Below are 23,839 nucleotides of genomic sequence, written 5' to 3'. Positions count from 1 at the left end.
ACATCGCTCGAATTTCCCGCCGATGCCGGGGCACGGTTAACGTTTCGAATCGTCCTGATTCCGCCAATCTGCCAGAAGGTCAAGCGCCTCTGGCATGATTCGCATGAAAAAAGCGAATCAATTACCCGACTTAGAAGCGTCGATTCGACGCGCTGCGCATTTCCACTTCACTTCCAATGGCTGGTGTCCGGCCCTAAACGCGGCCAACCCTGCCCGATGAAACGCCGAACCCTTCGATCAGCGCTTCCGTTGCCTGCACATCGTTGAATTGCGCTTGAATCTCGATGAGATGCCGGAAGTTTTCATCCGAAGGGTCTGCATCGAGCGCTGCTTGCGCCTGTTTCAGCTCTCTATGTAATGTGCGGGCGCTGCGCTGCAAGTGCAGCGCCTGGTTGAAGGCGTCGCGGGCATCGTCGAGCGCTGCGGTCTCCAGCGCCGGCCACTGCCGCGCGCGCTTGATCAACTCCACCGCCCGCTCCCAGATGCCGCCGCAACCGGCGCGCTCGATGGTGGCGATGACCGCGCCGCGCTCATCAGCCGCGTCATGCGCCATGGCGTCGAGAATGGCCGCGTGGAGTTTTCGCAAATCCGAATTGGCCAGGTCAAGGAATTCGACATGCGCGAAATTCTCGTCGATCAGCGCCGGATGGTTGACCAGAGCCACGATGATCGTCGCCTCGCGCACCGACATGCCCTCGCCGCCGCGCTTGACCAGCGCCGACTGGCCGAGGCTTTCGGTGATCGCGATGCGGCCGCCTCCGCCCTTGGCGAACTGTCCGCCGGGCGTCGTGGCCTTGCCCTGGCCGCGCTCTCCCGGCCGGCCGCGGTCCGGGCGACCCTGCCTGGCCTCGCGTTGGGAGCCGAAGAAGCTCCGCACCCGCTCGCGCATCACCTGTTGATATTCGTAGCGCACACTCTCGTCGCGGATACGGCTGGCGAGCTCACCCAGCCTCTTTCCCAGCTCGGCGCGCCGCTCCGGCGTTTCGAAGACGCCACCGGCGGTCTCCCGCATCCACAGAAGGTCGACAAGCGGCCGCGCCTCCGCCAACACAGTTCGAAAAGCGTCCGGCCCCTCGGCCTTGACCAGATCGTCGGGGTCCTTGCCTTCCGGCAGCAGCGCAAAACGAGCCGAGCGCCCGACCTGCACCGAAGGCAGGGCCAGATCGGCCGCCCGCCACGCCGCTTTCAGCCCGGCCTTGTCGCCGTCGAAGCAAAGCACCGGCTCCGGCGCCATGCGCCACAGAAGCTCGAGCTGGTTTTCGGTGAGCGCCGTGCCGAGCGGCGCCACGGCGTTCTCGAAGCCGGCCTGGGCCAGCGCGATCACGTCCATATAGCCTTCGACCGCGATCACCGTGCCGCCTTTTGCCAAGGCTTTGCGGGCGCGCGCGAAATTGTAGAGCACATTGCCCTTGTGGAAGAGCTCCGTCTCGGGCGAGTTCATGTATTTGGCGAGCGCATCGGGCGCCAAGGCCCGCCCGCCGAAGGCGATGATCTTGCCGCGCGAATCCGGGATCGGGAACATGATGCGGTCGCGGAACCAGTCATAGGAGACCGGAATGTCGTCGCCATGCCGCACCAGGCCGCAGGCCTCGATGTCGGCCTTCGGCACGCCCTTGGCGGCGAGATGTTCCTTGAGCGCGTTGCGACTGTCGGGCGCATAGCCCAGCCGGAAGGATTGCTGCGTCGCCGGCGTCAGGCCGCGGTCGCGCAGATACGCGCGGGCTTTGGCACCGTCGGCGCTCTGCAGCCTGTCCTGGAAGAAGGCGGTCGCCATTTCCATGACGTCGGTCAGGCTGGCGCGTTCCTTCTCGCGCCGTTCCTCCCGTTCGTCCCGCACCGGCATCGGCACGCCGGCCATCTCGGCGATCTTCTCGACCGCCTCGGGAAAACTCATGCCGTCGAGCTCGGTGAGAAACTTGAAATGGTCGCCCGAAACCGAGCAGCCGAAGCAGTGATAGCGGCCCTTCTTGTCCTCGCAATGGAAGGACGGGCTTTTCTCGCCGTGGAACGGACAGCAGGCCCAGTAGTCGCCGCGCGACGCGTTGGTCTTCTTCCTGTCCCATGCGACGCGCGTGCCGATGACCTGCGAAATCGGCACGCGGTCGCGTATCTCGTCGAGGAAGGCGGGCGGAAAGCGCATCGGGAAAGCTCGTTTGCCCTCCATATAATCAAGCCGCCCGGGCACGGCGACTCTGTCTCACTCATCGTACCCGCTTTTCACAGACGAAAAGAAGGCGGCCGGGCGGCCGCCTTCTGAATTTCCGGATTGCGGCGGATTACTGCGCGGCGATCGCGCCGAAGATGATGCCGGAGAGGATGCTGACCAGCACATAGTCGTTGCCGACGCGGATCCACTCCTGGCCGGGGCCGGGACGGCGCAGGCCGTAGCGGTTCCAGTCGCGGACCGGCTGGTGGCGCTTCCAGTTGGAGTATCTCTGGCCGTTGCGCCAATGGCTGCGCTTCACCACCTTCTTCTTGACGATGACGCGCTTGTCGACATGCCGGTCGGGCTTCTGCCAGTCGACCTGGGTGTAATTCGACCGCGGCGCGCTCGGCTGGGCGAGCGGCGCGGCCTGGCCGGTGAAGGCCGAAGCGGCCAGCATCGAGGCGGTGACGGCGCAAAGTATGAGACGCTTCATGGTCAGTACTCCTTATTGTCGATAGGCAGAGGAGTAGCCGCCGATGGATGAACTGAAACTGAACATGAGAATTACAATTCTGTAATGGTTTCCGATGCTTGCGCAGACTGCTTCAACAAGATTCCGGATCGCGCCCGGCCCAGCCGTCCAGGTGTCGCTTCATTCCGGGCGAAGCGTCGTCGCGCGGCCCGCGCAACCAATGCGCTCCGCGTTCATTTCCGACATGGCGCGTCGACCAAAGGCTATCATCGCATCAGAAAAATCTATTATTCGGCTAATCTTAACTGGTATATTTCCAGGCCACGATATGGCTAAGATTCGCATCCCTCTCCGCGTCGCCGGAGCCGCCCCGCGAGGTCGGCCATGAGCGGCTCCGTCGTCCTCTTGCACCTTGCCGGCGCGGTGGCGTTGATGCTGTTCGCTACCCGCATGGTGAAGACAGGCGTCGAGCGCGCCTATGGCGACGTGCTGCGCCATAGGCTGCGCGCCACCATGCGCAATCCGATCATGGCGGTGCTGGCCGGCTGTGGGCTGGCGGTCGCGCTGCAGAGCTCGACCGCGGTGACGCTGCTGGTCGGCTCCTTCGCCGGCGCCGGCATCGTTTCGGGCGCCGCCGGACAATTGGCGGTGCGGGGCGCCGAGATCGGTTCGGCGCTGGTCGCCAAGCTGCTCACCTTCGACCTCACGCTTTTGGTGCCGCTCTGCCTGATCGCGGGCACGGTCATGTTCATGGCCACCGAGCGGCGCGACTGGCGCCAGGTGGGCCGTATCCTGATCGGTGTCGGCCTGCTGATCCTGTCGCTGGAGATGATCGGTCAGGCGTCGGAGCCGCTGCGCAACAGCCAGTTGATGCCGCTGATCATCAATTATTTCTCGGGCGATTCCATCACCACCTATCTCCTGGCCGCGCTGGTCACCTGGCTGTTCCAGTCGAGCATCGCCGCGGTGCTCTTGATGGCGACGCTGGCGGGCCGCGGGCTGATCACGCCGGAACTCGGCGTGGTGCTGGTGCTTGGCGTCAACCTTGGCTCGTCGCTGATCGCGCCGATGCTGACGCGGTCGGCACCACCGGAAGTGCGCGTCGTGCCGATCGGCAACCTTTTGATGCGCGGCCTCGGCTCGCTGATCATGCTGGTCCTGATCATGACCTTCAAGCCGGATGTCGCCTTCCTCGGCAAGACCGCGCCGGATCAGATCGTCAACGCCCACATCTTGTTCAACGTGCTGATCCTGCTGGCCGGACTGCCGCTGGCCGGGCTCGTCTACCGCGCTTCCGAAAAGATCGTGGCGCTGGGCAGCGACCCGCAACCGGCCGCCGCGCTCGAGGTCGTCGAGCTGTCGGCGCTGAACGAGAGCGCCCTCGATACGCCGAGCCAGGCGCTGGCCAACGCGACGCGCGAAGTGGTGCGGGTCTGCGAGACGGTCGAGATCATGCTGAAGCGCATCATCGAGCTTTACGAGGATGCCGATCCCGCCAAGATCAAGGCGCTTGCCGCGCTCGACGACCGCGTCGACAGGAAGCACGCCGCGATCAAGCTCTATCTCGCCAAGATCACCAGGAATCCGCTGAGCGAGGACGAGGCATTGCGGTGCCAGGAACTGATCGGCGCCTGCGTCAAGCTGGAGCAGGTCGGCGACATCATCGTGCGCAACATGCTGGTGCATGTCAGGAAGAAGCTGGAGCGCGGCCTGGAGTTCACCCCCGAAGGCTGGCAGGAGCTTTGCGCCTTCCATTCCTCGGTGCTCGCCAATGCACGGCTCGCCTTCAACGTGCTGGTCTCGCGCGATCCGGAAACCGCCAGGCAACTGGTGCTGGAAAAGGACCTGCTGCGCGAACGCGAGAAGGAAACCAGCGCCAGCCATTTCCTGCGCCTGCGCGAAGGCACCGCCAAGAGCGTCGAGACGAGCTCGATCCACCTCGACACCATCCGCGACCTGAAGCAGATCAACTCGCTGCTCGCCTCGATCGCCTATCCGGTGCTCGAGGAGCGCGGCCTGCTTGGCGGCTCGCGGCTGAAGGCGAGCTAAAGCAGTTCCAGGAAAAGTGTGAAGCGGTTTTCCGTCCGGAATTTGCGCAAAACAAAAAGGCGGTTGACCGGTTTTTGTGAGACGGTCAACCGCTATCGAAGGCAGCCGGAAAAATTAGTCTTTGCTCATCCTCGCTTCCGTCGGCTAAGGATCGCCTGAGGACCTGTTGGGAGGACGATCCGTCAATGGACACGCATTCGCGCAGCTTCGTCAAGGCGCTTTCCTGGCGCGCCACCGGCACGATCGACACGATGATCATATCCCTGGTGGTCACCGGCAGCATCAAGCTCGCGGCCACCATCGGGCTCACCGAAGTCGCCACCAAGTCGCTGCTCTACTACCTGCATGAACGGGCCTGGCTGAAGATCCCCTACGGGCGCAAAACGGCGGCATAGTCGCGGCGACAGGCCGGTTCTGATCGGTCCAGTCAAGAAAAGCTAAAGCGCCATCGCCAATTTCTGCATTGCCGCGCCCGCCCGGGCGTGGTTTGAGGCATGCATTCCTCGCTTATGTTTTGAACCATGCTGCCGCTGATTGCCCTTTTCCTTGCCGCCTTCGCCTTCGGCACCACCGAATTCGTCATCGCCGGCGTCCTGCCGGAGGTGGCGCAGGGCCTTGGCGTTTCGGTGCCGACCGCCGGTTATCTCGTCTCGGGCTATGCCTGCGGCATTGCCATCGGCGGCCCGCTCTTGGCTTTGGCCACTGGCAAGGTCTCGCGCAAGACGCTGCTGATCGGGCTGACGATCGCCTTTACCCTTGGCCAGGTGGCCTGCGCGCTGGCCCCCGATTTCACCTCGATGCTCCTGCTGCGTATCGCAACCGCGGTGGCGCATGGCTGCTATTTCGGCGTCGCCATGGTGGTTGCGGTCAGCCTGGTGCGCGAGGACCAGCGCGGCCGTGCGGTCGCGGTCATCCTCTCGGGATTGACGGTTTCCAATATCATCGGCGTGCCAGTGGGCACGGCGATCGGCAGCCTGTGGGGTTGGCGCGCGACCTTCTGGGTGATGGGCGCATTGGGCATCATCGCGATCGTCGCCATGCTGGCGCTGCTGCCGCGCACGGCGGGCGCCGCCAACCGGCCGGCCGGGCTGGCGCGCGAGGTTCGCGTGCTCGGCCGCCAGCAGGTCTGGACGTCGCTGATGCTGATGCTGATGCTGATGATCGGCCAGTTCGCGCTGTTCACCTACATCACGCCGATGCTGCTCGAAGTGACGGGCCTCGACGAGAGCCTGATCCCCCTTGTGCTTTTGCTCAACGGCGTCGGCGCCACGATCGGCGTCCTGGTCGGCGGCAAGCTCGCCGACTGGAAGCTGATGCCGTCGCTGATCGTCATGCTCGCCCTGCAGGCGGTGGCGCTTGGCGTCATCCATCTCGTCAGCCCCTACCCGGTGCCGATGGTCGTCGCCATCGTCATTTGGGGCGGTCTCAACTTCGCCATCGGCGCGCCGATCCAGACGCGCATCCTCGCCTGGACGGCCGATGCCTCCAACCTTGCCTCCTCGCTGATCCCGTCCGGCTTCAATGTCGGCATCGCGCTGGCCGCCTCGCTGGGCGCGGCTATGCTCAATGCCGGCTACGGCTATCGCAGCCTGCCGCTGGCCGGCGCCCTGGCCATGCTTGTGGCGGTGGTGGTGGCTGCCGCCTCGCAGGCCTGGGAATGGCGCAGCCGGGCGACGCCGCCGCTGCCCGCGGCGGCCGAGTAACAGGCCGCCAAGCTTTCAATTTGCTGCCTCAGACCTTCGGTCGCGAGGAGTCTGGCGCTCCCGAAAGGATGGAGGCCAGGCTTTCAAGGCCTTCCTTCAACCGTTCGCGGTTGGGCGTGGCGCCCAGCGCCAGGCGGAAGCCGTTGGGAAACTCCTGCCCGGCGGCAAACTCTTCCGCCGGGCTGATGGCGAGCCCTCGGCGACGGGCGATGTCGGCGAGTTCTGCGGAGCGCAACTGGCTCTCCAGCGGATACCACAGATGCAGGCCGGACTCCGATGCCACAAAACCGTTGGGCAGGATGCTGCGCGCGATCTCCTGCCTGGCCTGCGCTTCAGTGCGCACGGCGGCGGCGATTTCCCCGGCAAGACCGCTGCGCAGCCATTCGCAGGCGAGGCCCGTCATCAGCGGCGGCGCCATCATCGTCGTGCCGCGTATCGCAGCCGCGATCCGCTCGGCGGCCAGCGGGTCAGGGGCCGCCAGGAAGGCCGTGCGCAGGAAAGGCGAGATGCATTTCGCCAATGTCGCGACATGGAAAGTCCGCTTCGGCGTCAGGTTCAGAAAGGCCGGTGGAGGGCCTGCCAGCAACCTTCTGTAGGGATCGTCCTCGATGACGGTCAGCTCGAGCTTGTCGGCCATGCGGACGAGTTCCCGCCGCCGGCCTTCGGGCATGACGGATGCGGTCGGATTTTGAAGCGTCGGATTGAGGTAGAGGACACGGGCGCCATGCCGCCGCGCCGCCTCTTCGAGGTCGTCCGGCCGCATACCCTCGCCGTCGTTTGCGACAGCGGCGAGCTTGCGTCGCGCGGCTCCGGCCAGCGCGATCAGCCCGGGATAGGTCAGCGTATCGGCGAGGATCGTATCGCCCTCGCGGGTCTGAGAAAGCACGACGGCCGTGAGCAACGCCTGCGCGCCCGATCCGACAACGACCCTGTCAACCGGCGGCCTGTCCCCCGCTTCGGCGAGCCACAACGAGCCGACGGCGCGCTCCACGGGCGAGCCCGGACCGGGATGGTAGGAAAGCAGCGCTTCGGCGCTGGAGCGCTTGAGCAACCCCTCGATCCCCGTCCTGATCAAGGTCGGCAGGTTGAGACCGACGGGTGCCGGCGGAATGTTCATTCTGAGATCAAGGACAGGCTCTTCCGGTTCGCCTGGCGTGACGAAGGTGCCCCGGCCCGCCGTCGCGTCGATAAGGTTCCTGCGGCGGGCTTCTGAAAACGCCCGCGTGACGGTCGTGAGGTCGACCCCCAGCGACCGGGCGAGTTCCCGCTGCGGCGGCAACCTGTCGCCGGGCTGCAATCGGCCGTTCGAGCGGGCATCCGCGAGCGCCTCGACGATCTTCAGATAGACCGGTCGCGGCCCTGTCTCCAGGACCGGGAGCCAGCCGATGTCGCTTTCGCCGGTCACTTATCACCAATCCATACATTTTGTCGCATTGTATGCATACAAGTATGATATATGTATGCATCCGAGACCTCAAGGCCAGGCTGGGCCTCACGCGAGGTCCGTTGGAGCGACGATCATGGAAGACCTTGCACATTATCCACGTCTGATACCTTGGCAGGTAGGGATCCGGGGCCGCTGCCCGCGTTGCGGAGAGGGCCACCTGTTCGAGGGGTTCTTGAAGCTGGCTCCGAAATGCGATGTCTGCGGGCTCGACTATTCCTTTGCCGATCCCGCCGACGGCCCGGCCTTCTTCGTCATCTGCTTTGCCTGTGTGCCTTCGGTGCTGTTCGCCGTCTGGGCGCAGGTGACTTTCGAGCCCTCCATGTGGTTCCACGCCTTCGTTTCGATCCCGATCGTTCTGGCGACTTGCATCCCGCCGCTGAGGCCACTCAAAGGCTGGCTCGTGGCAAGCCAGTTCTACCACAAGGCGGAAGAAGGACGGCTGGCCAGGCCCGGCGAGTAACCTTCAAAGGTCGATGCGAAACTTGAGGCTCTCCGCGCCGCCATAGGCCGCATCCTCGAAGAAGCGACCGATCAGCCTGCCGCCATTGGCCGTGATGACCTTGTGCGAAGCCGGATTGCCCGGCTTCGCGGTGATTTCGACATGGTCGAGCCCGACCGCCCTCGCCTCGTCCAGCATCAGCCGCAGCGCTTCGGTGGCATAGCCCCGGTTCCGCTTCCACGGCACCACCGCATAGCCGATATGGCCAAGCACATGCGAGGGCAGCGCCGACGTGCCCTTCTGCCAGCGAAAGCCGATCGAGCCGGCAGCCTCGCCATCCCAGATCCAGCGCCGGAAGCCAGGCAGCCGCGCGACCTTGGTGCCGTCGGGCAAGGTGATGGGCGACCCCTTCGCTTCGGGGTCGTCAAGGCCGGCGAGAAATTCAATGGGATCTTTCTCAATCGCCTCAAGCTGCTCGCGCGTCGCTTCGAGGAGCCGCACATTGTCGGGCGACCACCCGCGCTCCAGCGCCGCCTTGTAGGAAGGCAAATGCTCGAGCGCCGGTCTGACGATTTCGATCATGGTTCGTTTCCTGTCATGCCCCGCATAGCCGCGGCACGGATCGCCCTCAAGTCGCGTGAAACCGGATTTCGCCCTTGTTCAGGAAACAGGCCTTGTCGAACAGCGACAGGTCGAGCGGGTTCGGCAGCCGGATATCGCCGATATCCGGGACCGGTTTCCCGGAGGAATCAAAGGACCTGTCGACCTGCGAGATGAAGACCAGCACCAGTCCCCGTTCCCTGGCAAACGACTTCAAGGCGCGGATCTGGACCATGAGCTCGGGATTCTCCCGCTTCTGGTCGAGCAGTTGCAGATAGTCGATGACCGCCAGCGTGCCGCGCGGAGCCGACCGCAACGTCTCGATGACGTAGTCGGCGTTGATCGCGTCGGAATTGTCGAACTCGAACTGATGGTCGAAGGCGGCCGGGTCGATCCCGATGTCGCGGAACCGGTCCAGGATGTCGGCATGCATGTATTCCAGGGTGAAGAAGACGGCGCGACTGCCTTGCTTCATGGCCGCCACGGCGAGCTCGAGGCTCATCAGCGTCTTGCCCTGGCCCGGCCGCGCCGCCACGAGAACCATGTCGCCGGGCAGCAGCCGCGCCAACAGGGTGCCGGCGGGCTTGACCTCGGCGGCTTTCGCCGCAAGCAGGCTCCAGCTGCCAAAACCTTCTTCACCGGCAATGCGGTCGAGTGCCGTATGGAGTGGAACATTTTCCCGGCGGGACAGGAGCCTCGCCCGGCGCTTCAGATGATAGACGGGTGCGGAAAGCCGCATCGAACAACCTCCTGCCGCGAGCAGTCTCGACAACCCCTCCTTATGCCTGGCGCGCGAACAGTTGGTCGGGTGACGGATTGCCCTGCATGAACGATGCATCCCGATGGAGGGAGGAGGCGTGGGCGCGCCGGAATCAGATCATAGCGCAATCGAAGCGGTCCGAAAATCCGACCTGCAAAAGGCGTCGCTGAACTAGAAGTGTTTCGCCGATCGATGCAAGACCTTCTATGATCGGCCCGTGTGATTCACGGGTGCGAGACATTTCGACAGGAGGGGCAAACCGGTGCGGTTGAGATCTGTTCCGCTGGGCGCGGCCATCTTTTGTCTTGTCGCGACCCTCGCCGCCTTGACGGCGTCCGTCAGCTCGTTCGCGGCCTTGCGACCGTCGACCGTTCCCGACTGGCTGCAGCGCCATGTCGGCGACGGCGAGGGCCAGATTTCGCAGGTCGTTCTGGAGCGGGCGCGCGCGCTCTACCAGAAGAAGGTCAGCGATGGCTCGGTCAGCAACCCCTGCTATTTCGCCATGGACGCGACGCGTCCCGGCGATTTGGGCAACAACGTGCTCGGCCAGCGCTATTACGTCATCTGCGAAGCCAAGCAGCTTTTCCGCGCGGTTTCCTCGGGGCATGGCGGCGGCCGCAACCTGAAAGGGGTCGCCGATTTCTCAAACGGCCGGCGTTGCGCGAAGAACTTCGGCAACGCGATGGACTCCGAGCTGACGGCCGGCGGCGCCTATATGACCGCCGAGACCAAGACCTCCTTCAAGGGCTACTACCGCGTCGGCGCGCAGAACGCGGTGTTCATGCGCACTTTCATCCAGTTCGACGGCGAGGGCGAGGCCGCCAATGCCCGGGAGCGCGTCATCGGCGGCCATCCTGCAGCTATTCTGAAGGGCTTGTGCATGCGCAAGAACCCGCAAAGCTCTTACGCCGACCATGACGGTTTTGTCCCGTTCGGCAAGCTGGTGAACTATGCTGGCGGCCGCAGCAACGGCTGCACCAGCTGGTCGCCCGCCGATGCCGAGCAGATCATCCCGATGGTCAAGAACAGCCCGACGACGCTCTACATCTATCCGGAATCGCGCGACATCGCCGCTGTCGTCCGGGCCAAGGCCGCTGGCCAGGCGCTCTCAGGCTCAGCTACCTATTGGAACGCCTCCTGCCTGAAGGAGATCGGCACGCCCAAGTTCTGGCCGAAGAAGTCGCTGGAGCCGATCATCGCGCAGTACAAGAAGGACCATCCGGCGCCGCCGCCGCAACCGGTGCCGATGTGCAAGGACTAAAGCAATTCCAGGAAAAGTGCGTAGCGGTTTTCCGTTCGGAATTGCGTAAAAACAAAAACCTAGAGCGATTCCGTGAAACGCTGAACCGCTCTAGGCTGTTGTCTACTGAAGCAGCCCCTTGATGATGGCGCTCGCCTTGGCAAAGTCCATCTGGCCGGCATATTTCTGCTTCAGCGCGCCGATCACCTTGCCCATGTCCTTCTGGCTGGCGGCACCCGTCGCCGCGATCGCCTCGCGCGCGGCGGCCGTGATCGCCGCATCGTCGAGCTGCTTCGGCAGGAAGCCGAGGATGACCTCCATCTCGGCGCGTTCCTTGGCGGCAAGTTCCGGCCGCTTGCCGTCCTCGAATGCCTTGGCCGATTCCTCGCGCTGCTTGGCCATCTTGGACAGGATCTGCAGGATTTCGTCATCGCCCGCCGCCGGCCTGCCGGCGCCGCGATTGACGATGTCGCGGTCGTGGATCGCGGCCTGGATCAGCCGCAACGTTGGCAGGCGATCCTTGTCCTGCGCCTTCATCGCGCTCTTGGTGGATTCGGCGATTTTCTCGCGCATCGTGCTTCTCCTTCGAATGCGGCGGACAATAGCTTTGCCGAACGGGCAAGGCAAATCCTTGCAAGCCGCTGATATTGCTGGACGAAAGCAAATTGTGTCTGGTCTGAGGTCGCGACATTGACCGCTTGGGCGCCTTCCCCTATGTACTCGGTCCTGCATGAGACAATGGAGTCATGTCGCCCAAAAGTGCTTAGCGGTTTTGGGAAAACGACATGACCAACGAGAATCAACGCGTGGGAGCTGAAATATCCAGCTTGCGCGCCTTGCCGCGCAAACGGTCCCGCCGACCGATTGAGGCGACCGACAGGAGTGCCGCCATGGCCACGACCACCGCCCCATGGGCCACCGAAAAGCCGACCGCCCTTCTGGTCCTCGCCGACGGCACGGTGATCGAGGGCCGCGGCCTTGGCGCCACGGGATCGGCCGTTGCGGAAGTGTGCTTCAACACCGCGCTGACCGGTTACGAGGAAATCCTCACCGATCCTTCCTATGCCGGCCAGATCGTCACCTTCACCTTCCCGCATATCGGCAATGTCGGCACCAATGACGAGGATATCGAGGATTTGCATCCGGCCGCCCGCGCGGGCGCTGTCGGCGCCATCTTCAAGGCCAATGTCACCGACCCGTCAAACTATCGCGCAGCCGGTCATCTCGACCAGTGGCTGAAGCGGCGTGGCATTGTCGCGCTGTCCGGCATCGACACCCGCGCGCTGACCGTGCTGATCCGCGAGAAGGGCATGCCCAATGCCGTCATCGCGCATGCGCCCGATGGCGTCTTCGACATCGAGGACCTGAAGCGCCAGGCCGCGGCCTGGTCAGGCCTGATCGGCCTCGATCTCGCCAAGGAAGTCACGTCCGGCCAGTCCTCGGTCTGGCGCGAGACGCCTTGGATCTGGAATGAAGGCTATGGCGAGCAGGGCGAGCCTTCGATGCATGTCGTGGCCGTCGACTATGGCGTCAAGCGCAACATCCTGCGTCTGCTGGCGGGCCTCGGCGCCAAGGTCACCGTCGTGCCGGCCAAGACGGGTGCGGAGGAGATCCTGGCGATGCAGCCGGACGGCATTTTCCTGTCGAACGGCCCCGGCGACCCGGAAGCGACCGGCGAATATGCCGTGCCGGTGATCCAGAACCTCTTGAAGACCGACATCCCGGTGTTCGGCATCTGCCTCGGCCATCAGATGCTGGCGCTCGCGCTCGGCGGCAGGACCGAGAAGATGCATCAGGGCCACCATGGCGCCAACCATCCGGTCAAGGATCACACCACCGGCAAGGTCGAGATCGTCTCGATGAACCATGGTTTCGCCGTCGACGCCGACTCGCTGCCCGAAGGCGTCGAGGAAACCCATGTCTCGCTCTTCGACGGCTCCAATTGCGGCATCGCGCTGACCGGCCGGCCGGTGTTCTCGGTCCAGCATCATCCCGAGGCCTCGCCCGGCCCGCAGGATTCGCACTACCTCTTCCGCCGCTTCGTCAACCTGATCCGCGAGCGGCGCGGCGAGGACGCGTTGGCGGAGCGTTGACACGCTCCGCATGTTAGCTATAATATCGCCGAAATAGAGATAGCTGCGGCGATATCCGGTGAAGACTATCATCCTCTCGGCAGCCGCGGCTCGTGATCTCGACAATCTACCCGCCGACGTTCGGGGGCAGGTATCCGAGGGCCTGATAGGTTACGCGATAAGCGGTCGAGGAGATGTCAAGCGTTTAGCTGGTAGAGACGGCTACAGGCTGCGCATCGGTCGCTACCGAGTTATATTCGATGAGGACCGCGCCACTATCCTGGCGATCTACATAGGAAAACGCGAGACAACAACCTACAGCAGGTCATAGCAGGACAAGAAGTCATGAATGCCCCGCAAATCATTAAAACCTCAACCGGCGAGGAATTGGTCGTGATCCCTAAAGCGGATTACGAGGCGTTGCTGCATGCCGCCGAGGAGGCTCTCGAAGATGCTGCGGATGTCGCCATCTATGACGAGCGCAAAGCCGATCTCAGAACCGAAAGGGCGCTGCCGGCGGACGTGACCATGGATGTCTTGCGCGGCTCCAGTCGACTAAAGGCGCTGCGCAACTGGCGAAAGCTTACCCAAGCCGAGCTGGCCGCGGCGATCGGTGTCAGCCAGGGTTTCCTGTCGGACCTCGAATCCAATCGTCGCAAGCCGTCTGAGCAGACCAGCGCAATGCTGGCGAAGGCGCTCGATATCCCCGGAGAATGGATCGAGCCTTAAAGCATGTCTCCCGAAAGTGGGAACCGGTTTCGGGATAAAGACATGCGTAAATCAAAAACCTAAAGCGCATGGAGCGAATCTGAAGATTGCGACGCGCTTTAGTCGTCCTCAGGCCGGGTCCGTCACAGCCTCCTGTGTGTGCATGCGCTCGACTTCCCTCGGCGTCGGCCTGGCCACTTTCGTCACGAAGACGATGACCGCCAGCGTCAGGAAAATCGCACCGAGCACATAGGGCGCGCCGCCGAACACAATCGGCGCCGTCGGGCTCGTGAACCAGGAAAAGATCGCGGTGTAGAGCAGCGGCGTGATGATCGAGGTGATCGAGAAGATCGAGGTCATCGCGCCCTGCAATTCGCCTTGCGCCGAAGGCGGCACCTTGGCGGCGGCGAGGCTTCTGAGCGGCGGATCGGCCAGCGCTTCCAGGCAGCCAGCCACGATCACCGCATAGATCATCCAGCCTTGCGTCGAAAACGCGTAGCCGAAGGCGCTGAGCGCGGTGAAGGTCAGCCCGATCGCCGCCGTCTTCCACTCGCCAAGTTTCGGAATGATCCGCGGCAGCACCGTCGCCATGACGATCGCGCCGCACAGGCCGAAGGCGCCGAGCGAAAGGCCTATCTGCTGCTGGTTCCAGCCGTAGCGATACGTGGAGACGAATGACCAGACCGCCGGATACATCATGTGGCCGAGCGTCATCAGGAAGAACACCAGCCCGATCCAGCCGATGCCCGGATAATTGCGCATCTGCATCAGCGTGCCGACCGGATTGGCGCGCTTCCACTCGAAGCGGCGACGATGCTTCTCATCCAGCGTCTCCGGCAGCAGGAACATCGCGATCAGGAAATTCACCAAGGCAAGCGCGGCGGCGAAATAGAACGGCACGCGCGGCCCGAACGTGCCGAGCAGCCCGCCCAGCACCGGGCCGATGACGAAGCCGACGCCGAAGGCGATGCCGAGCAGGCCGAAATTCTTCGCCCGGTTCTCGTCGTTCGAGATGTCGGCGATGAAGGCGGATGTCGTCGAATAGCTGGCGCCGGAAATGCCCGCGAGCACGCGGCCGATGAACAGCATCGGATAGGACCAGGCGACGGCGCAGATCAAATTGTCGATCGAGAAGGTCAGCACCGAGGCAAGCAGGACCGGCCGGCGCCCGAAGCGGTCGCTCAGGCCGCCGATGATCGGCGCGAAGAAGAATTGCATCGCCGCATAGACGAAGAACAGCCAGCCGCCCTCGATCGCGGCCTGGCTGACGCTGACGCCGCTCAGTTCCTCCAGATAGGCCGGCAGCACCGGCATGATGATGCCGAAGCCGATGATGTCGAGCAGCAGCGTCGTGAAAACGAGCGCAAGGCCCCGCTTGGCGGTTTTCGGGTCGATCATGGTGACAAGCTCCTCATCCGCCCTGGGGCACGGGCGGGACGGACCTTATAGGCGAGGTTGGCGGCGGGAACAATCCGCGAACGAAGGCAACAGTCTTATGCTGACATCCCTTGCCAGCCATCTTCGATCGTCGTCGTCACCCTAAAAGAAGCGGCAGCGACGCCTCAGATCGGACCGCTCATCGTGTTGCAGTCGGACAGCTTGCCGCTCTTGTAGCCGCGCGCCAGCCATGTCTGCCGCTGCTGCGAGGTGCCATGGTTGAAGCTTTCCGGCACGACATAGCCCTGCATCTTCTTCTGCAGCGTATCGTCGCCGATCTGCTTGGCGGCATTCAGCGCGCTTTCGATATCGCCCTGCTCCAATATGCCTTTTTGCTGGGTGTAGTGGGCCCACACGCCGGCGAAGCAATCGGCTTGAAGCTCGATGCGCACCGAGAGCTGGTTGGCGTCGGCCTCGCTCATGCCTTGCCGCATCTGGTTGAACTTCTCCATGATGCCGGTGAGATTCTGCACATGGTGGCCGACCTCATGCGCCACCACATAAGCACGCGCGAACTCGCCGGAGGCGCCGAACTGCTGGTCGAGCTGCTGGAAGAAGGTCATGTCGAGATAGACCTTGTGATCGCCCGGGCAATAGAACGGCCCGGCCGCCGCCGAGGCGAAACCGCAGGCCGAACGGACCTGGCCGCTGAACAGCACCAGCTTGGGATCCTCATAGGTCAGGCCCTGGGACTTGAAGATGCCGGTCCAGGTGTCTTCGGTTTCCGCCAGCACCGTCGCCACGAACTGCTTCATCTCGTCATTGGCGGGCGCGCCGCCATTGTCCTGCGAGCCGCTGTTGTCGGTGATCTGGCCGCCATCGCCGCCGCCCAGGATTTGCGACGGGTCGAAGCCGAAATACCATCCCGCGAGCACGACCAGGATAACCAGGAGGATGCTGCCGCCACCGCCGGTACGGCCACCGATGGGAAGCTGGAACTGGCCGCCGCCACCCAATCCACCGCCACCGCCGCTGTCACTGCGTTCATCCTCGATGTTGTCGCTCTGACGACGGCCTCTCCAAAGCATGGCAACTCCTCGCAAACGCGAATGTCCTGGAGGGACTGGCCCGCGACCGCCCCCTACAGACAATTATCGCAACGGCTGGCCTAAGTCACAGAATTTTTCGCTCCGGCCAGATGTCGGCCGCGCCGGAAACTTCAATCAGGCAGGTAAAGCCGACCGACCATAAACTGGCTAAAAACCTCAACTTTTCTGCTTGGCGCCGGCGCTCTTGCCGTCCGAACTCTTCGAACGTTCCTCGAAACGCGCCGCGCCCTTCTTCAGCGGATGGCCGGTCTCGGCCTCGGTCTTGCGCTCGTCCTTGGCGGCCGCCTGCCGCAATCCCCTGGCTGCCTGCTTTCCTTTAGCGGTCGGTGCCTGTTCGACGCCCATTGCTTCCTCCTTGAGCGCGATAATCGCGCGATGTGTGGGAAGTAATGCGGCGGAGATGCGTCGGTTCCGCTTCAATCCAATCGGACTGGCCGGAGACCTAGGCCTGGCGATGCGTCATCGCCCGGCGGAAAGCTTCCAGCGTTTCGGCGCTGACATGGTGCTCGATGCCCTCGGCGTCGATACGCGCCGTCTCGGCGCTGACGCCGAGCGAGCGCAGGAACGCCTCAACCGTCTGGTGGCGGATGCGGCTTTCCTCGGCGACCTTGCGGCCGGCTTCGGTCAGGAACACGCCGCGATAGGGCTTTCGCGACACCAACCCATCGGCGCACAGCCTGGTCAGCATCTTTGCCACCGTCGGCTGCGCAACGCCGAGCCTTGCCGCGATATCCACCTGCCGCGCCTCGTTGCCGTCCTCGATCAGGTCGGCGATCAGCTCGACATAGTCCTCAACCAGCGCGCTGCGGCGCGCTTGGCGCTGCTGCCGGAACCCTTCCGAATGGATTTCGGCATCGGGAAGCGGCTCCTCGCGTCGAACTGGTTTGTTCCTCAGCGCCAATACGCGCTCCTCCTTGAATCGGGATCGCATCCATAACACGAACCCTGATGGTCCGGCCGTTTATTTGCATTCCCGCGCATGCGCAACCGGCGTCTGCGGCAGCCTGCCGCCAGCCTTGCTTTAGCGTACACGAAAGCATAATCAATGAAATATAGCCTATTGCATAATGTTGAGCCATGGCGTAGATAAAAGGCACATTCGATACATTCCAGCGGAAATCCCCCCAATGTCCGACGCCGATGCAGCAACCGTAGCCCGACCCGCATGGCGATTCGACAGGCCCGACGACGAGCAGCCGAGTCTGCGCGAGGTGAATGCCTCGATCGCGGTGCCCCAGTCCGGCGTCTGGTTCCGCCGCCTGTTCGCCTTCATGGGGCCGGGCTACATGATCTCGGTCGGCTATATGGATCCGGGCAACTGGGCGACCGACCTCGCTGGCGGCGCCCAGTTCGGCTACACGCTGCTTTTCATCATCATGTTGTCGAACCTGATGGCGATCCTGCTGCAGGCACTGTCAGCCCGCCTTGGCATCGCCACCGGGCGCGACCTTGCCCAGGCCTGCCGCGCCTACTATCCGCGCCCGGTCAATTTGATGCTCTGGATCGCCTGCGAGCTGGCGATCATCGCCTGCGACCTCGCCGAAGTGATCGGCACGGCGATCGCGCTGCAGCTTCTGTTCGGCATTCCGCTGATCGGCGGCGCCGTGCTGACCGCGCTCGACGCCTTCCTGGTGCTTTTGTTGATGAACAAAGGCTTCCGCTATCTCGAAGCCTTCGTCATCGCGCTGCTGATCATCATCTTCGGCTGTTTTGCCATCCAGATCTTCGTCGCCGCGCCGCCGGCCGGCACGATCCTGCATTCGATGTTCGTGCCGTCACCGGAGATCGTCACCAATCCAACGATGCTCTACATCGCCATCGGCATCATCGGTGCGACGGTCATGCCGCATAATCTCTATCTGCATTCCTCGATCGTGCAGACCCGCGCCTATGAGCGCACCGATGCAGGCAAGCGCGACGCCATCAAATGGGCGACGACGGATTCGACCATTGCGCTGATCCTTGCGCTGTTCGTCAACGCCTCGATCCTGATCGTCGCGGCGGTCGCCTTCCACAACACCGGGCACCAGGACGTTGCCGAGATCGGCCAGGCCTTCGAGCTCTTGTCGCCGCTGCTGGGCTTGAGCATCGCCTCGATCCTGTTCGCGGTCGCGCTGCTGGCCTCCGGCCTCAACTCGACGGTCACCGCGACGCTTGCCGGCCAGATCGTGATGGAAGGCTTCCTGCGGCTGCGCATCCCGCAATGGGCAAGGCGCCTCCTGACGCGCGGCATCGCCATCGTGCCGGTGGTGGCCGTCACCGCGTTCTACGGTGAGAAGGGCACAGCTCATTTGCTGGTCTTCAGCCAGGTGGTGCTGTCGATGCAACTGCCCTTCGCGGTCATCCCGCTTGTGCAGTTCGTGTCGGACAAGAAGAAGATGGGCAATTTCGCCATACCGCGCGGCGTCGCGGCGCTGGCCTGGGTGGTTGCCGCCGTCATCCTCGTTCTCAACTTCAAGCTGCTCTACGACACCATCGCCGGCTGACGCGACATTCGCGCCCGGCCGCGCTATCTTCTTCAAGCATGGCCGGATCGGACGACGCCCGCAAATTCTACGCCAGGCTGATGGCCGCACAGGCGCGTTCGGCCGACCCGCGCATCGAGCAGGTGTTTGCTTCCGTTCCGCGTGAGGCCTTTCTCGGCTCCGGGCCCTGGACCGTCTTCGCCGGCGAGGGCAGGATCCAAACGCCGACGGCCGATCCAAGCTATATCTACCAGAACGTGCTTGTCGTGCTCGATGCCGACAAGGCCATCAACAATGGCGAGCCACTGCTGCATGCCATGTGGCTCGGCAAGGTCGGGCCGAAGCCTGGCGAGCACGTCACCCATATCGGCGCCGGCACGGGCTACTACACGGCGCTGCTGGCGAAGCTGGTCGAGCCGGGCGGCAGCGTTACCGCCTTCGAACTCGAGGCCGGTCTCGCCGCGCGCGCCAGGACGAACCTCGCCCGATACGGCAACATCGAAGTGATCCATGGCGACGCCGTCGCCAATCCGCTGCCGCTATCCGACATCATCTATGTCAATGCCGGCGTCGTTGCTCCGCCCGCCGCATGGCTGAAGGCGTTGAAGCCCGGCGGCCGCATGATCTTTCCGTGGCGCCCGTCCGAAACCGTCGGCCTCGCGGTCCTCGTAACCCGCCTGGAAAACGGCTTTGCTTGCCGACCCTTCATGGGTTCCTGGTTCATCCCCTGCGTCGGCGCCTCCACGGCCGAGCCGGGCGCGAAAATACCGACCCGCGAGCGTGCCGCGCGCACCCGCTCGATCTGGCTGGCGGCGGCCAGGACACCGGACCGGACGGCAACCGCCGTGTTCGGCGACGTCTGGTTCTCATCGCGTGCTGTCCCCGCCGACAGCACGCGATAGAAATTTTAAAGGCCCTTGTCGAAAACGCGCCTTGCCGTTCGTCCTAGGAGCAATTCCGGGAAAAGTGCGAAGCGGTTTTCCGTCGGGAATTGCGTCAAAACGCTCTAACCAGAAATCCGGCCGCGACGGCGCGGATCAGCCAAAAGGAAAACCAGATGCGCAAGATCATCGCCGCCACATTCGTAAGCCTCGACGGCGTCATGCAGGCGCCCGGCGGCCCGGAAGAGGATCCGGTCGGCGGCTTCAAGTTCGGCGGCTGGACCTTCCATTACTTCGACGAGGTGGGGGGCGCGGCAATGGAGGAGCTGTTCTCCAAGCCCTTCGCCCTGCTGCTCGGCCGCAGAACCTACGACATCTTCGCCGCGTATTGGCCGTATCAGAACGATCAGATCGCCGATGTCTTCAACCCCGCGGTCAAATATGTGGCGACGCACCGGCCGGATACGCTGACCTGGCAGAACACGCAGTCGCTCGGGCCCGATATCGTTGCAAGGCTCAAGGAACTCAAGCAGGAAGACGGACCCGACCTGCTCATCCAGGGATCGGGCAACCTGATCCAGACCTTGCTCGCCAACGGACTGATCGATGAGATCCGGCTGATGGTCTTCCCGCTGGTGCTGGGCAAGGGCAAGCGGCTGTTCGGCGACAACGCGATGCCGGCGGCCTTCAGGCTCGTCAAATCGCAGACCTCCACCACCGGCGTCATCATCGCGACCTATGAGCGCGCGGGCGAAATCCGCACCGGCTCGTTTGCTCAACAGGAGCCTTCGCAAGCCGAGATGGAACGGCGCAAGAACTGGAAGTAGCACAAGGCTGCGGCGCGGCGGCCGGGCCCCGCCGCGTATTCGCCTTATGAAGCCCCTTTCGCAACGACGACTGAACGGTCAGGAGCCGCCGATGATACCCACCATTACCGCCTTCGAACGCTCGCCCGACGGCGGCAGGGGGCTGGCGCGCGACATGCACGTGCGCTGGGCGCTTGAGGAAGTCGGCCAGCCTTATGACGTTCGTCTCGTTTCGTTCGATGCGATGAAGCAACCCGCGCATGTTGCGATCAGCCCCTTCGGCAATATCCCGACCTATGAAGAAGGCGATCTCGCTCTGTTCGAGTCGGGCGCGATCGTCCTTCACATCGCGGTGCGTCACCCTGGCCTGATGCCCGAGGATGCAAACGCACAGGCGCGCGCGATCGCCTGGATGTTCGCGGCCTTCAGCACCATGGAACAGCCGATCCTCGACCGCACGACGGCCGTGATCCTGGAGCGCGACGCGCCGTGGCGCGACCAGCGCCTGCCCCTGGTCGACGACCGGATCCGCAAGCGACTGGCCGAGCTCTCCCGCCACTTGGGCGATCGCGACTGGCTCGAAGGCGCCTTCAGCGCCGGCGACCTCGTCATGGTGGGCGTGCTGCGCCGGTTGCAAAGATCGGGTCTGCTGACCGAGTTCCCGAACCTCGCCGCCTATGTCGCCCGCGGCGAGGCGCGGCCGGCTTTCAAGCGCGCTTTCGAGGCGCAACTGGCGGTCGCCATCGCCGCGTCGAGCGGCTGACCGGCCCCCCAGCCGTTCACGCCGCCTGGCGGTAGCGTGAGAGGCCCTCGCGGATATGGCCGGCAAAAGCCTGCGCGGCCGGCTGGGTGGCGTGCTTCGGCAGATGCAGGTTGACGGAAAAATTCGGCAGCGCCGGAAGCCCGGCATCGGACAGGATGTCGAGATCGGCCGGAACCGTCGAGGCAAGCCAGGTGGTCACCGCGAGGTCCGAGCGCACCGTCGCGGTCGTCGCATCGATGTTGCCGTTCTCGAACACGGTGCGCCAGTCGAGCCCGTGCTCGCCAAGCGCTGCCAGCACCGCCGGCCGGAAGGCGCAGGTGTCGGCGACGATGGAAACCGGCAGCGGCCGTTTCAGGCGTGCCGCCCCGCCTCTGGCGCCGACCCATACAAGCCGGTCGACGAGCAGGCATTCGCCGGCAGTGGGACCGACGCGCTCCTCGATGACGGCAAGGTCGATCGTGCCCGCCGCCAGGGCCGCCGCGAGCTCCGGCGAGGAAGCGCAGACCAGCGAGATCTCGACCTGCGGATAGGCCTCGGCATAGGTCTTCAGCACCGGCGCGAGCAGCGTCCCGACGAGATCGTAAGGCACGCCGATCCGCACCTGCCCGGCAACCGCCCCGCCCCTGATTTCGGCTAGGATCTCGTCATTGAGCTGCAGCAGGCGCCTTGCCCTGTCGAGCAGCCGCTCGCCGGATCGCGTCAGCTTCAGGCCGCGGCGGTCGCGTTCGAACAGGCTCTGGCCGAGCACCTCTTCCAGCCGCTTGACCTGCTGGCTGACGGCGCCTTGCGTCAGGTGAAGTGCATTGGCCGCCGCCGTCATGCTGGCCTTGTCGGCCGTCGTGACGAAGGTGCGGATGAGAGTCATGTCGAGGTCGCGGGTCATGTCGGCATTATAATCCCTAATGCAAACCATATCAAACATTGCATTTACTGATGGCTACTCAAGCCCGACATGATGCCTTCCAAAAGGAACGCGCCATGCTTCAGCCTATCCTACCCCTCATCCTGTTCGCTTTCGTGGCAACCGCCACGCCCGGCATCGCCACCACCTTGTCCACCGCATCGGGCGCTCAATTCGGCTTTCGCCGGTCGGTGCCGCTGATGGCCGGCAGCGCTGCGGGCCTCGCCACGGTAACCGGTGCGGCGGCCGCGGGGCTCGCCGGCCTGCTGCTTGCCATGCCGTCCTTGCAGCTTGCGATGAAGATCGCCGGCTCGCTCTACCTCGTCTGGCTCGCAATCAAGATCGGCCGCGCCGGGCCGCCCAATCTCGACGTGACCATGGCCAAGCCGAACAGTTTCTTCGGCGGCGCCGGCATCCAGTGGATGAATCCGAAAGGCTGGGCAATGGGCCTGGGGGCGGCGGCTTCGTTCGCTGCATTGGCCGACGGGCCGGCGCAACTCGCTTTGCTGCTCGGCTCGACCTTCGGCCTCACCGCCGCGATCTCGCTGTCCATCTGGTGCGTGGCCGGCATGATCCTGGCGCGGCTGCTCAAGACCGAATGGCAATGGCGGGCGCTCAACGTCGTGCTGGCGCTCGTGCTGGCCGCTTCGATCGTCCCGATGTGGCGGTCGGCCTGAGACACTGTTTCCTCTCCCCCACGGCTTGGCGCATGCATTGTCTTATGCTGCGCTGGTCGACCCCCACTCCGTCTCGGCTTCGCCGAGCCACCTCTCCCCCGATCGACGGGGTAGAGGAAAGGCGCCAGGCTTTTTTGCCCTCAACGCTCGTCCAGCGGGGCTCCCTTCCTTTCCCTCCGGAGGGGGGAAAGGTGGCGCTGCGAAGCAGCGACGGATTGGGGGAACCACGTGGCAATCAAGCCTCAGGCCGATCAGTCTCGCCAATCACAGAAGATGTGTGCATGCCGTGGCCCACTTCGTGGGGCGAGGAACTAGCCTCAGACGGCGTAGCGCGCCGCCGGCTTGCCGGAGAACAGGCTGCCGAAGAACTGGTCCCGGGCACCGAGATAGGTGGCCAGCCCGGCCGCATCGGCAAGGCCGGGCGCGGTGACGGTCTCGCCCTGGGCGAGCCCGGCAAGTGCCGCGTCGACCAGATCTTCGGCACTCATGATCCAGTCCGGATTGATCCTGTCGAGGCTGATGCCGGAGACGTCCCACAGCTCGGTGCGGATCGGCCCGGGCACGACGGACTGCACCTTTACACTGGTGCCGGCGACTTCCTTCTGCAGCGCTTCCGTGAAGTTGGCGACATAGGCCTTGGTGCCGCTGTAGATGCCGCCGACGGCAATGCCATAGGCGACGACCGAGGCGATGTTGATGATCGCGCCGCGGTTGCGCGCAAGCAGGCCCGGCAGCACCGCGCTGGTCAGCCTGGTCAGCGCCACGACATTGACCTTGATCATGCGCTCCGCCGTGTCGGCGTCGGCGTCGGCAATCGTCTCCAGGCCGGCCACGCCGGCATTGTTGATCAGCAACGTCACGCTGTCGTCCGCCGCGACCGCCTGCTCGACGCGGCGCAGATCGGCATCGACGGAGAGATCGGCGACAATCGTCTTCACCTTGCGGCCATAGGCATAGGCCAGCCTGTCGGCCACTTCCTGCAGACGGTCGGCGCGGCGCGCCACCAGCACCAGGTCGTAGCCCTGCCCCGCCAGCCGGTCGGCATAGACCGCACCGATGCCCGACGATCCGCCTGTGATGACGGCCGTGCCCTTGTTGTCCTTCGTGCTCATTGTCCTGTTCCTTTGTTTGGCTTCTTTTGGTTCGGCGCCGACGACGACATCATCCGCCGAGCCTATGATTTCAATTAGTGGCATATGCCACTTTCTCCGAAGTAGGTATATG

25 protein-coding genes are annotated in these 23,839 nt (G+C 64.1%); 13 read left to right on the top strand and 12 right to left on the bottom strand.

Annotation, left to right across the window (positions count from 1 at the left end):
- Nucleotides 1-193: 193 nt before the first annotated feature.
- A complete protein-coding gene (dnaG, locus tag RFM52_RS22230) occupies nt 194-2,140 on the bottom strand; it encodes a DNA primase (RefSeq protein ID WP_320293491.1) in 1,947 nt (648 codons plus the stop codon).
- 136 nt (nt 2,141-2,276) lie between these two features.
- Nucleotides 2,277-2,639 (bottom strand): RcnB family protein, encoded by a 363-nt coding sequence (locus tag RFM52_RS22225; RefSeq protein WP_320293490.1) that lies wholly within the window; start codon nt 2,637-2,639, stop codon nt 2,277-2,279.
- Between the two features lie 363 nt (nt 2,640-3,002).
- Here RFM52_RS22225 and RFM52_RS22220 point away from each other — a divergent pair, with 363 nt between their 5' ends.
- The 3 genes from RFM52_RS22220 (at nt 3,003) to RFM52_RS22210 (ending at nt 6,370) form a co-directional block, all read left to right on the top strand.
- Nucleotides 3,003-4,667, top strand: coding sequence for a Na/Pi cotransporter family protein (locus RFM52_RS22220; protein ID WP_320293489.1), 1,665 nt, complete (start codon nt 3,003-3,005; stop codon nt 4,665-4,667).
- A 185-nt stretch (nt 4,668-4,852) separates the two neighbouring features.
- Entirely contained in the window at nt 4,853-5,062 is a 210-nt protein-coding gene (locus RFM52_RS22215; RefSeq protein WP_320293488.1) for a DUF2061 domain-containing protein, read from the top strand.
- 126 nt (nt 5,063-5,188) lie between these two features.
- Nucleotides 5,189-6,370: an MFS transporter gene (locus RFM52_RS22210; RefSeq protein WP_320293487.1), complete on the top strand. Its 1,182-nt coding sequence runs from the start codon at nt 5,189-5,191 to the stop codon at nt 6,368-6,370.
- A 28-nt stretch (nt 6,371-6,398) separates the two neighbouring features.
- Here RFM52_RS22210 and RFM52_RS22205 read toward each other — a convergent pair whose 3' ends face one another.
- The gene (locus tag RFM52_RS22205) at nt 6,399-7,775 is read right to left on the bottom strand and encodes an aminotransferase-like domain-containing protein (RefSeq protein ID WP_320293486.1); all 1,377 of its coding nucleotides are present in this window, start codon (nt 7,773-7,775) and stop codon (nt 6,399-6,401) included.
- 115 nt (nt 7,776-7,890) lie between these two features.
- Between RFM52_RS22205 and RFM52_RS22200 the strand changes: the two genes are divergently transcribed.
- Nucleotides 7,891-8,277, top strand: a complete 387-nt coding sequence (locus RFM52_RS22200; RefSeq protein WP_140804369.1) for a DUF983 domain-containing protein — start codon at nt 7,891-7,893, stop codon at nt 8,275-8,277.
- 3 nt (nt 8,278-8,280) lie between these two features.
- On the opposite strand, the gene RFM52_RS22195 is transcribed toward RFM52_RS22200, so the two are convergent.
- Nucleotides 8,281-8,838 carry a GNAT family N-acetyltransferase gene (locus RFM52_RS22195; RefSeq protein WP_320293485.1) on the bottom strand — a complete coding sequence of 186 codons (558 nt, stop codon included), beginning with the start codon at nt 8,836-8,838 and terminating at the stop codon, nt 8,281-8,283.
- 46 nt (nt 8,839-8,884) lie between these two features.
- Nucleotides 8,885-9,595 (bottom strand): DNA helicase, encoded by a 711-nt coding sequence (locus tag RFM52_RS22190; protein WP_320293484.1) that lies wholly within the window; start codon nt 9,593-9,595, stop codon nt 8,885-8,887.
- Nucleotides 9,596-9,878: 283 nt separating this feature from the next.
- Between RFM52_RS22190 and RFM52_RS22185 the strand changes: the two genes are divergently transcribed.
- Nucleotides 9,879-10,877, top strand: coding sequence for a hypothetical protein (locus RFM52_RS22185; RefSeq protein WP_320293483.1), 999 nt, complete (start codon nt 9,879-9,881; stop codon nt 10,875-10,877).
- A 102-nt stretch (nt 10,878-10,979) separates the two neighbouring features.
- Here RFM52_RS22185 and RFM52_RS22180 read toward each other — a convergent pair whose 3' ends face one another.
- Entirely contained in the window at nt 10,980-11,429 is a 450-nt protein-coding gene (locus RFM52_RS22180; protein WP_320293482.1) for a GatB/YqeY domain-containing protein, read from the bottom strand.
- 317 nt (nt 11,430-11,746) lie between these two features.
- On the opposite strand from RFM52_RS22180, the gene carA reads away from it, so the two are divergent.
- Genes carA through RFM52_RS22165 form a run of 3 tightly spaced genes read left to right on the top strand, consistent with a single transcriptional unit; the run spans nt 11,747 to nt 13,657 of the window.
- Nucleotides 11,747-12,949 carry a glutamine-hydrolyzing carbamoyl-phosphate synthase small subunit gene (gene carA / locus RFM52_RS22175; protein WP_320293481.1) on the top strand — a complete coding sequence of 401 codons (1,203 nt, stop codon included), beginning with the start codon at nt 11,747-11,749 and terminating at the stop codon, nt 12,947-12,949.
- A gap of 58 nt (nt 12,950-13,007) precedes the next feature.
- The gene (locus RFM52_RS22170) at nt 13,008-13,259 is read left to right on the top strand and encodes a type II toxin-antitoxin system RelE family toxin (RefSeq protein WP_320293480.1); all 252 of its coding nucleotides are present in this window, start codon (nt 13,008-13,010) and stop codon (nt 13,257-13,259) included.
- Nucleotides 13,260-13,273: 14 nt separating this feature from the next.
- Complete coding sequence (locus RFM52_RS22165) at nt 13,274-13,657, top strand: helix-turn-helix domain-containing protein (RefSeq protein ID WP_320293479.1); 384 nt, start codon at nt 13,274-13,276, stop codon at nt 13,655-13,657.
- Between the two features lie 108 nt (nt 13,658-13,765).
- Here the strand turns inward: RFM52_RS22165 and RFM52_RS22160 are convergent, their stop codons facing one another.
- From RFM52_RS22160 to mntR, 4 genes are all read right to left on the bottom strand, one after another.
- Nucleotides 13,766-15,034, bottom strand: coding sequence for a TCR/Tet family MFS transporter (locus RFM52_RS22160; protein WP_320293478.1), 1,269 nt, complete (start codon nt 15,032-15,034; stop codon nt 13,766-13,768).
- Nucleotides 15,035-15,198: 164 nt separating this feature from the next.
- Entirely contained in the window at nt 15,199-16,101 is a 903-nt protein-coding gene (gene ypfJ / locus RFM52_RS22155; RefSeq protein ID WP_320293477.1) for a KPN_02809 family neutral zinc metallopeptidase, read from the bottom strand.
- 177 nt (nt 16,102-16,278) lie between these two features.
- Complete coding sequence (locus tag RFM52_RS22150) at nt 16,279-16,467, bottom strand: hypothetical protein (RefSeq protein ID WP_140640705.1); 189 nt, start codon at nt 16,465-16,467, stop codon at nt 16,279-16,281.
- A gap of 97 nt (nt 16,468-16,564) precedes the next feature.
- Nucleotides 16,565-17,023 (bottom strand): manganese-binding transcriptional regulator MntR, encoded by a 459-nt coding sequence (gene mntR, locus RFM52_RS22145; protein WP_040996705.1) that lies wholly within the window; start codon nt 17,021-17,023, stop codon nt 16,565-16,567.
- Nucleotides 17,024-17,249: 226 nt separating this feature from the next.
- On the opposite strand from mntR, the gene RFM52_RS22140 reads away from it, so the two are divergent.
- From RFM52_RS22140 to RFM52_RS22125, 4 genes are all read left to right on the top strand, one after another.
- Entirely contained in the window at nt 17,250-18,608 is a 1,359-nt protein-coding gene (locus tag RFM52_RS22140; protein WP_320293476.1) for an Nramp family divalent metal transporter, read from the top strand.
- A 38-nt stretch (nt 18,609-18,646) separates the two neighbouring features.
- Nucleotides 18,647-19,489: a protein-L-isoaspartate O-methyltransferase family protein gene (locus RFM52_RS22135; RefSeq protein ID WP_320293475.1), complete on the top strand. Its 843-nt coding sequence runs from the start codon at nt 18,647-18,649 to the stop codon at nt 19,487-19,489.
- Nucleotides 19,490-19,644: 155 nt separating this feature from the next.
- Nucleotides 19,645-20,295, top strand: a complete 651-nt coding sequence (locus RFM52_RS22130) for a dihydrofolate reductase family protein (protein ID WP_320293474.1) — start codon at nt 19,645-19,647, stop codon at nt 20,293-20,295.
- A 91-nt stretch (nt 20,296-20,386) separates the two neighbouring features.
- Nucleotides 20,387-21,037, top strand: coding sequence for a glutathione S-transferase family protein (locus RFM52_RS22125; RefSeq protein WP_320293473.1), 651 nt, complete (start codon nt 20,387-20,389; stop codon nt 21,035-21,037).
- A 16-nt stretch (nt 21,038-21,053) separates the two neighbouring features.
- Here the strand turns inward: RFM52_RS22125 and RFM52_RS22120 are convergent, their stop codons facing one another.
- Nucleotides 21,054-21,920: a LysR family transcriptional regulator gene (locus RFM52_RS22120; RefSeq protein ID WP_320293472.1), complete on the bottom strand. Its 867-nt coding sequence runs from the start codon at nt 21,918-21,920 to the stop codon at nt 21,054-21,056.
- A 95-nt stretch (nt 21,921-22,015) separates the two neighbouring features.
- Between RFM52_RS22120 and RFM52_RS22115 the strand changes: the two genes are divergently transcribed.
- Nucleotides 22,016-22,615 carry a LysE family translocator gene (locus RFM52_RS22115; protein WP_320293471.1) on the top strand — a complete coding sequence of 200 codons (600 nt, stop codon included), beginning with the start codon at nt 22,016-22,018 and terminating at the stop codon, nt 22,613-22,615.
- A 317-nt stretch (nt 22,616-22,932) separates the two neighbouring features.
- On the opposite strand, the gene RFM52_RS22110 is transcribed toward RFM52_RS22115, so the two are convergent.
- Nucleotides 22,933-23,727: an SDR family NAD(P)-dependent oxidoreductase gene (locus RFM52_RS22110; RefSeq protein ID WP_320293470.1), complete on the bottom strand. Its 795-nt coding sequence runs from the start codon at nt 23,725-23,727 to the stop codon at nt 22,933-22,935.
- Nucleotides 23,728-23,839 lie beyond the last annotated feature (112 nt).

It is taken from the genome of Mesorhizobium humile, assembly GCF_033977215.1.
GTDB classification, from domain to species: domain Bacteria; phylum Pseudomonadota; class Alphaproteobacteria; order Rhizobiales; family Rhizobiaceae; genus Mesorhizobium; species Mesorhizobium humile.
This window is presented reverse-complemented; position numbering and strand designations above follow the sequence as displayed.

Bases quoted from the DNA above. Each gene is read 5' to 3' on its own strand.
- dnaG (WP_320293491.1), bottom strand. From the start codon at position 2,140: ATGCGCTTTCCGCCCGCCTTCCTCGACGAGATACGCGACCGCGTGCCG.
- RFM52_RS22225 (WP_320293490.1), bottom strand. From the start codon at position 2,639: ATGAAGCGTCTCATACTTTGCGCCGTCACCGCCTCGATGCTGGCCGCT.
- RFM52_RS22220 (WP_320293489.1), top strand. From the start codon at position 3,003: ATGAGCGGCTCCGTCGTCCTCTTGCACCTTGCCGGCGCGGTGGCGTTG.
- RFM52_RS22215 (WP_320293488.1), top strand. From the start codon at position 4,853: ATGGACACGCATTCGCGCAGCTTCGTCAAGGCGCTTTCCTGGCGCGCC.
- RFM52_RS22210 (WP_320293487.1), top strand. From the start codon at position 5,189: ATGCTGCCGCTGATTGCCCTTTTCCTTGCCGCCTTCGCCTTCGGCACC.
- RFM52_RS22200 (WP_140804369.1), top strand. From the start codon at position 7,891: ATGGAAGACCTTGCACATTATCCACGTCTGATACCTTGGCAGGTAGGG.
- RFM52_RS22195 (WP_320293485.1), bottom strand. From the start codon at position 8,838: ATGATCGAAATCGTCAGACCGGCGCTCGAGCATTTGCCTTCCTACAAG.
- RFM52_RS22190 (WP_320293484.1), bottom strand. From the start codon at position 9,595: ATGCGGCTTTCCGCACCCGTCTATCATCTGAAGCGCCGGGCGAGGCTC.
- RFM52_RS22180 (WP_320293482.1), bottom strand. From the start codon at position 11,429: ATGCGCGAGAAAATCGCCGAATCCACCAAGAGCGCGATGAAGGCGCAG.
- carA (WP_320293481.1), top strand. From the start codon at position 11,747: ATGGCCACGACCACCGCCCCATGGGCCACCGAAAAGCCGACCGCCCTT.
- RFM52_RS22165 (WP_320293479.1), top strand. From the start codon at position 13,274: ATGAATGCCCCGCAAATCATTAAAACCTCAACCGGCGAGGAATTGGTC.
- RFM52_RS22160 (WP_320293478.1), bottom strand. From the start codon at position 15,034: ATGATCGACCCGAAAACCGCCAAGCGGGGCCTTGCGCTCGTTTTCACG.
- ypfJ (WP_320293477.1), bottom strand. From the start codon at position 16,101: ATGCTTTGGAGAGGCCGTCGTCAGAGCGACAACATCGAGGATGAACGC.
- RFM52_RS22150 (WP_140640705.1), bottom strand. From the start codon at position 16,467: ATGGGCGTCGAACAGGCACCGACCGCTAAAGGAAAGCAGGCAGCCAGG.
- RFM52_RS22140 (WP_320293476.1), top strand. From the start codon at position 17,250: ATGTCCGACGCCGATGCAGCAACCGTAGCCCGACCCGCATGGCGATTC.
- RFM52_RS22135 (WP_320293475.1), top strand. From the start codon at position 18,647: ATGGCCGGATCGGACGACGCCCGCAAATTCTACGCCAGGCTGATGGCC.
- RFM52_RS22130 (WP_320293474.1), top strand. From the start codon at position 19,645: ATGCGCAAGATCATCGCCGCCACATTCGTAAGCCTCGACGGCGTCATG.
- RFM52_RS22125 (WP_320293473.1), top strand. From the start codon at position 20,387: ATGATACCCACCATTACCGCCTTCGAACGCTCGCCCGACGGCGGCAGG.
- RFM52_RS22120 (WP_320293472.1), bottom strand. From the start codon at position 21,920: ATGACCCGCGACCTCGACATGACTCTCATCCGCACCTTCGTCACGACG.
- RFM52_RS22115 (WP_320293471.1), top strand. From the start codon at position 22,016: ATGCTTCAGCCTATCCTACCCCTCATCCTGTTCGCTTTCGTGGCAACC.
- RFM52_RS22110 (WP_320293470.1), bottom strand. From the start codon at position 23,727: ATGAGCACGAAGGACAACAAGGGCACGGCCGTCATCACAGGCGGATCG.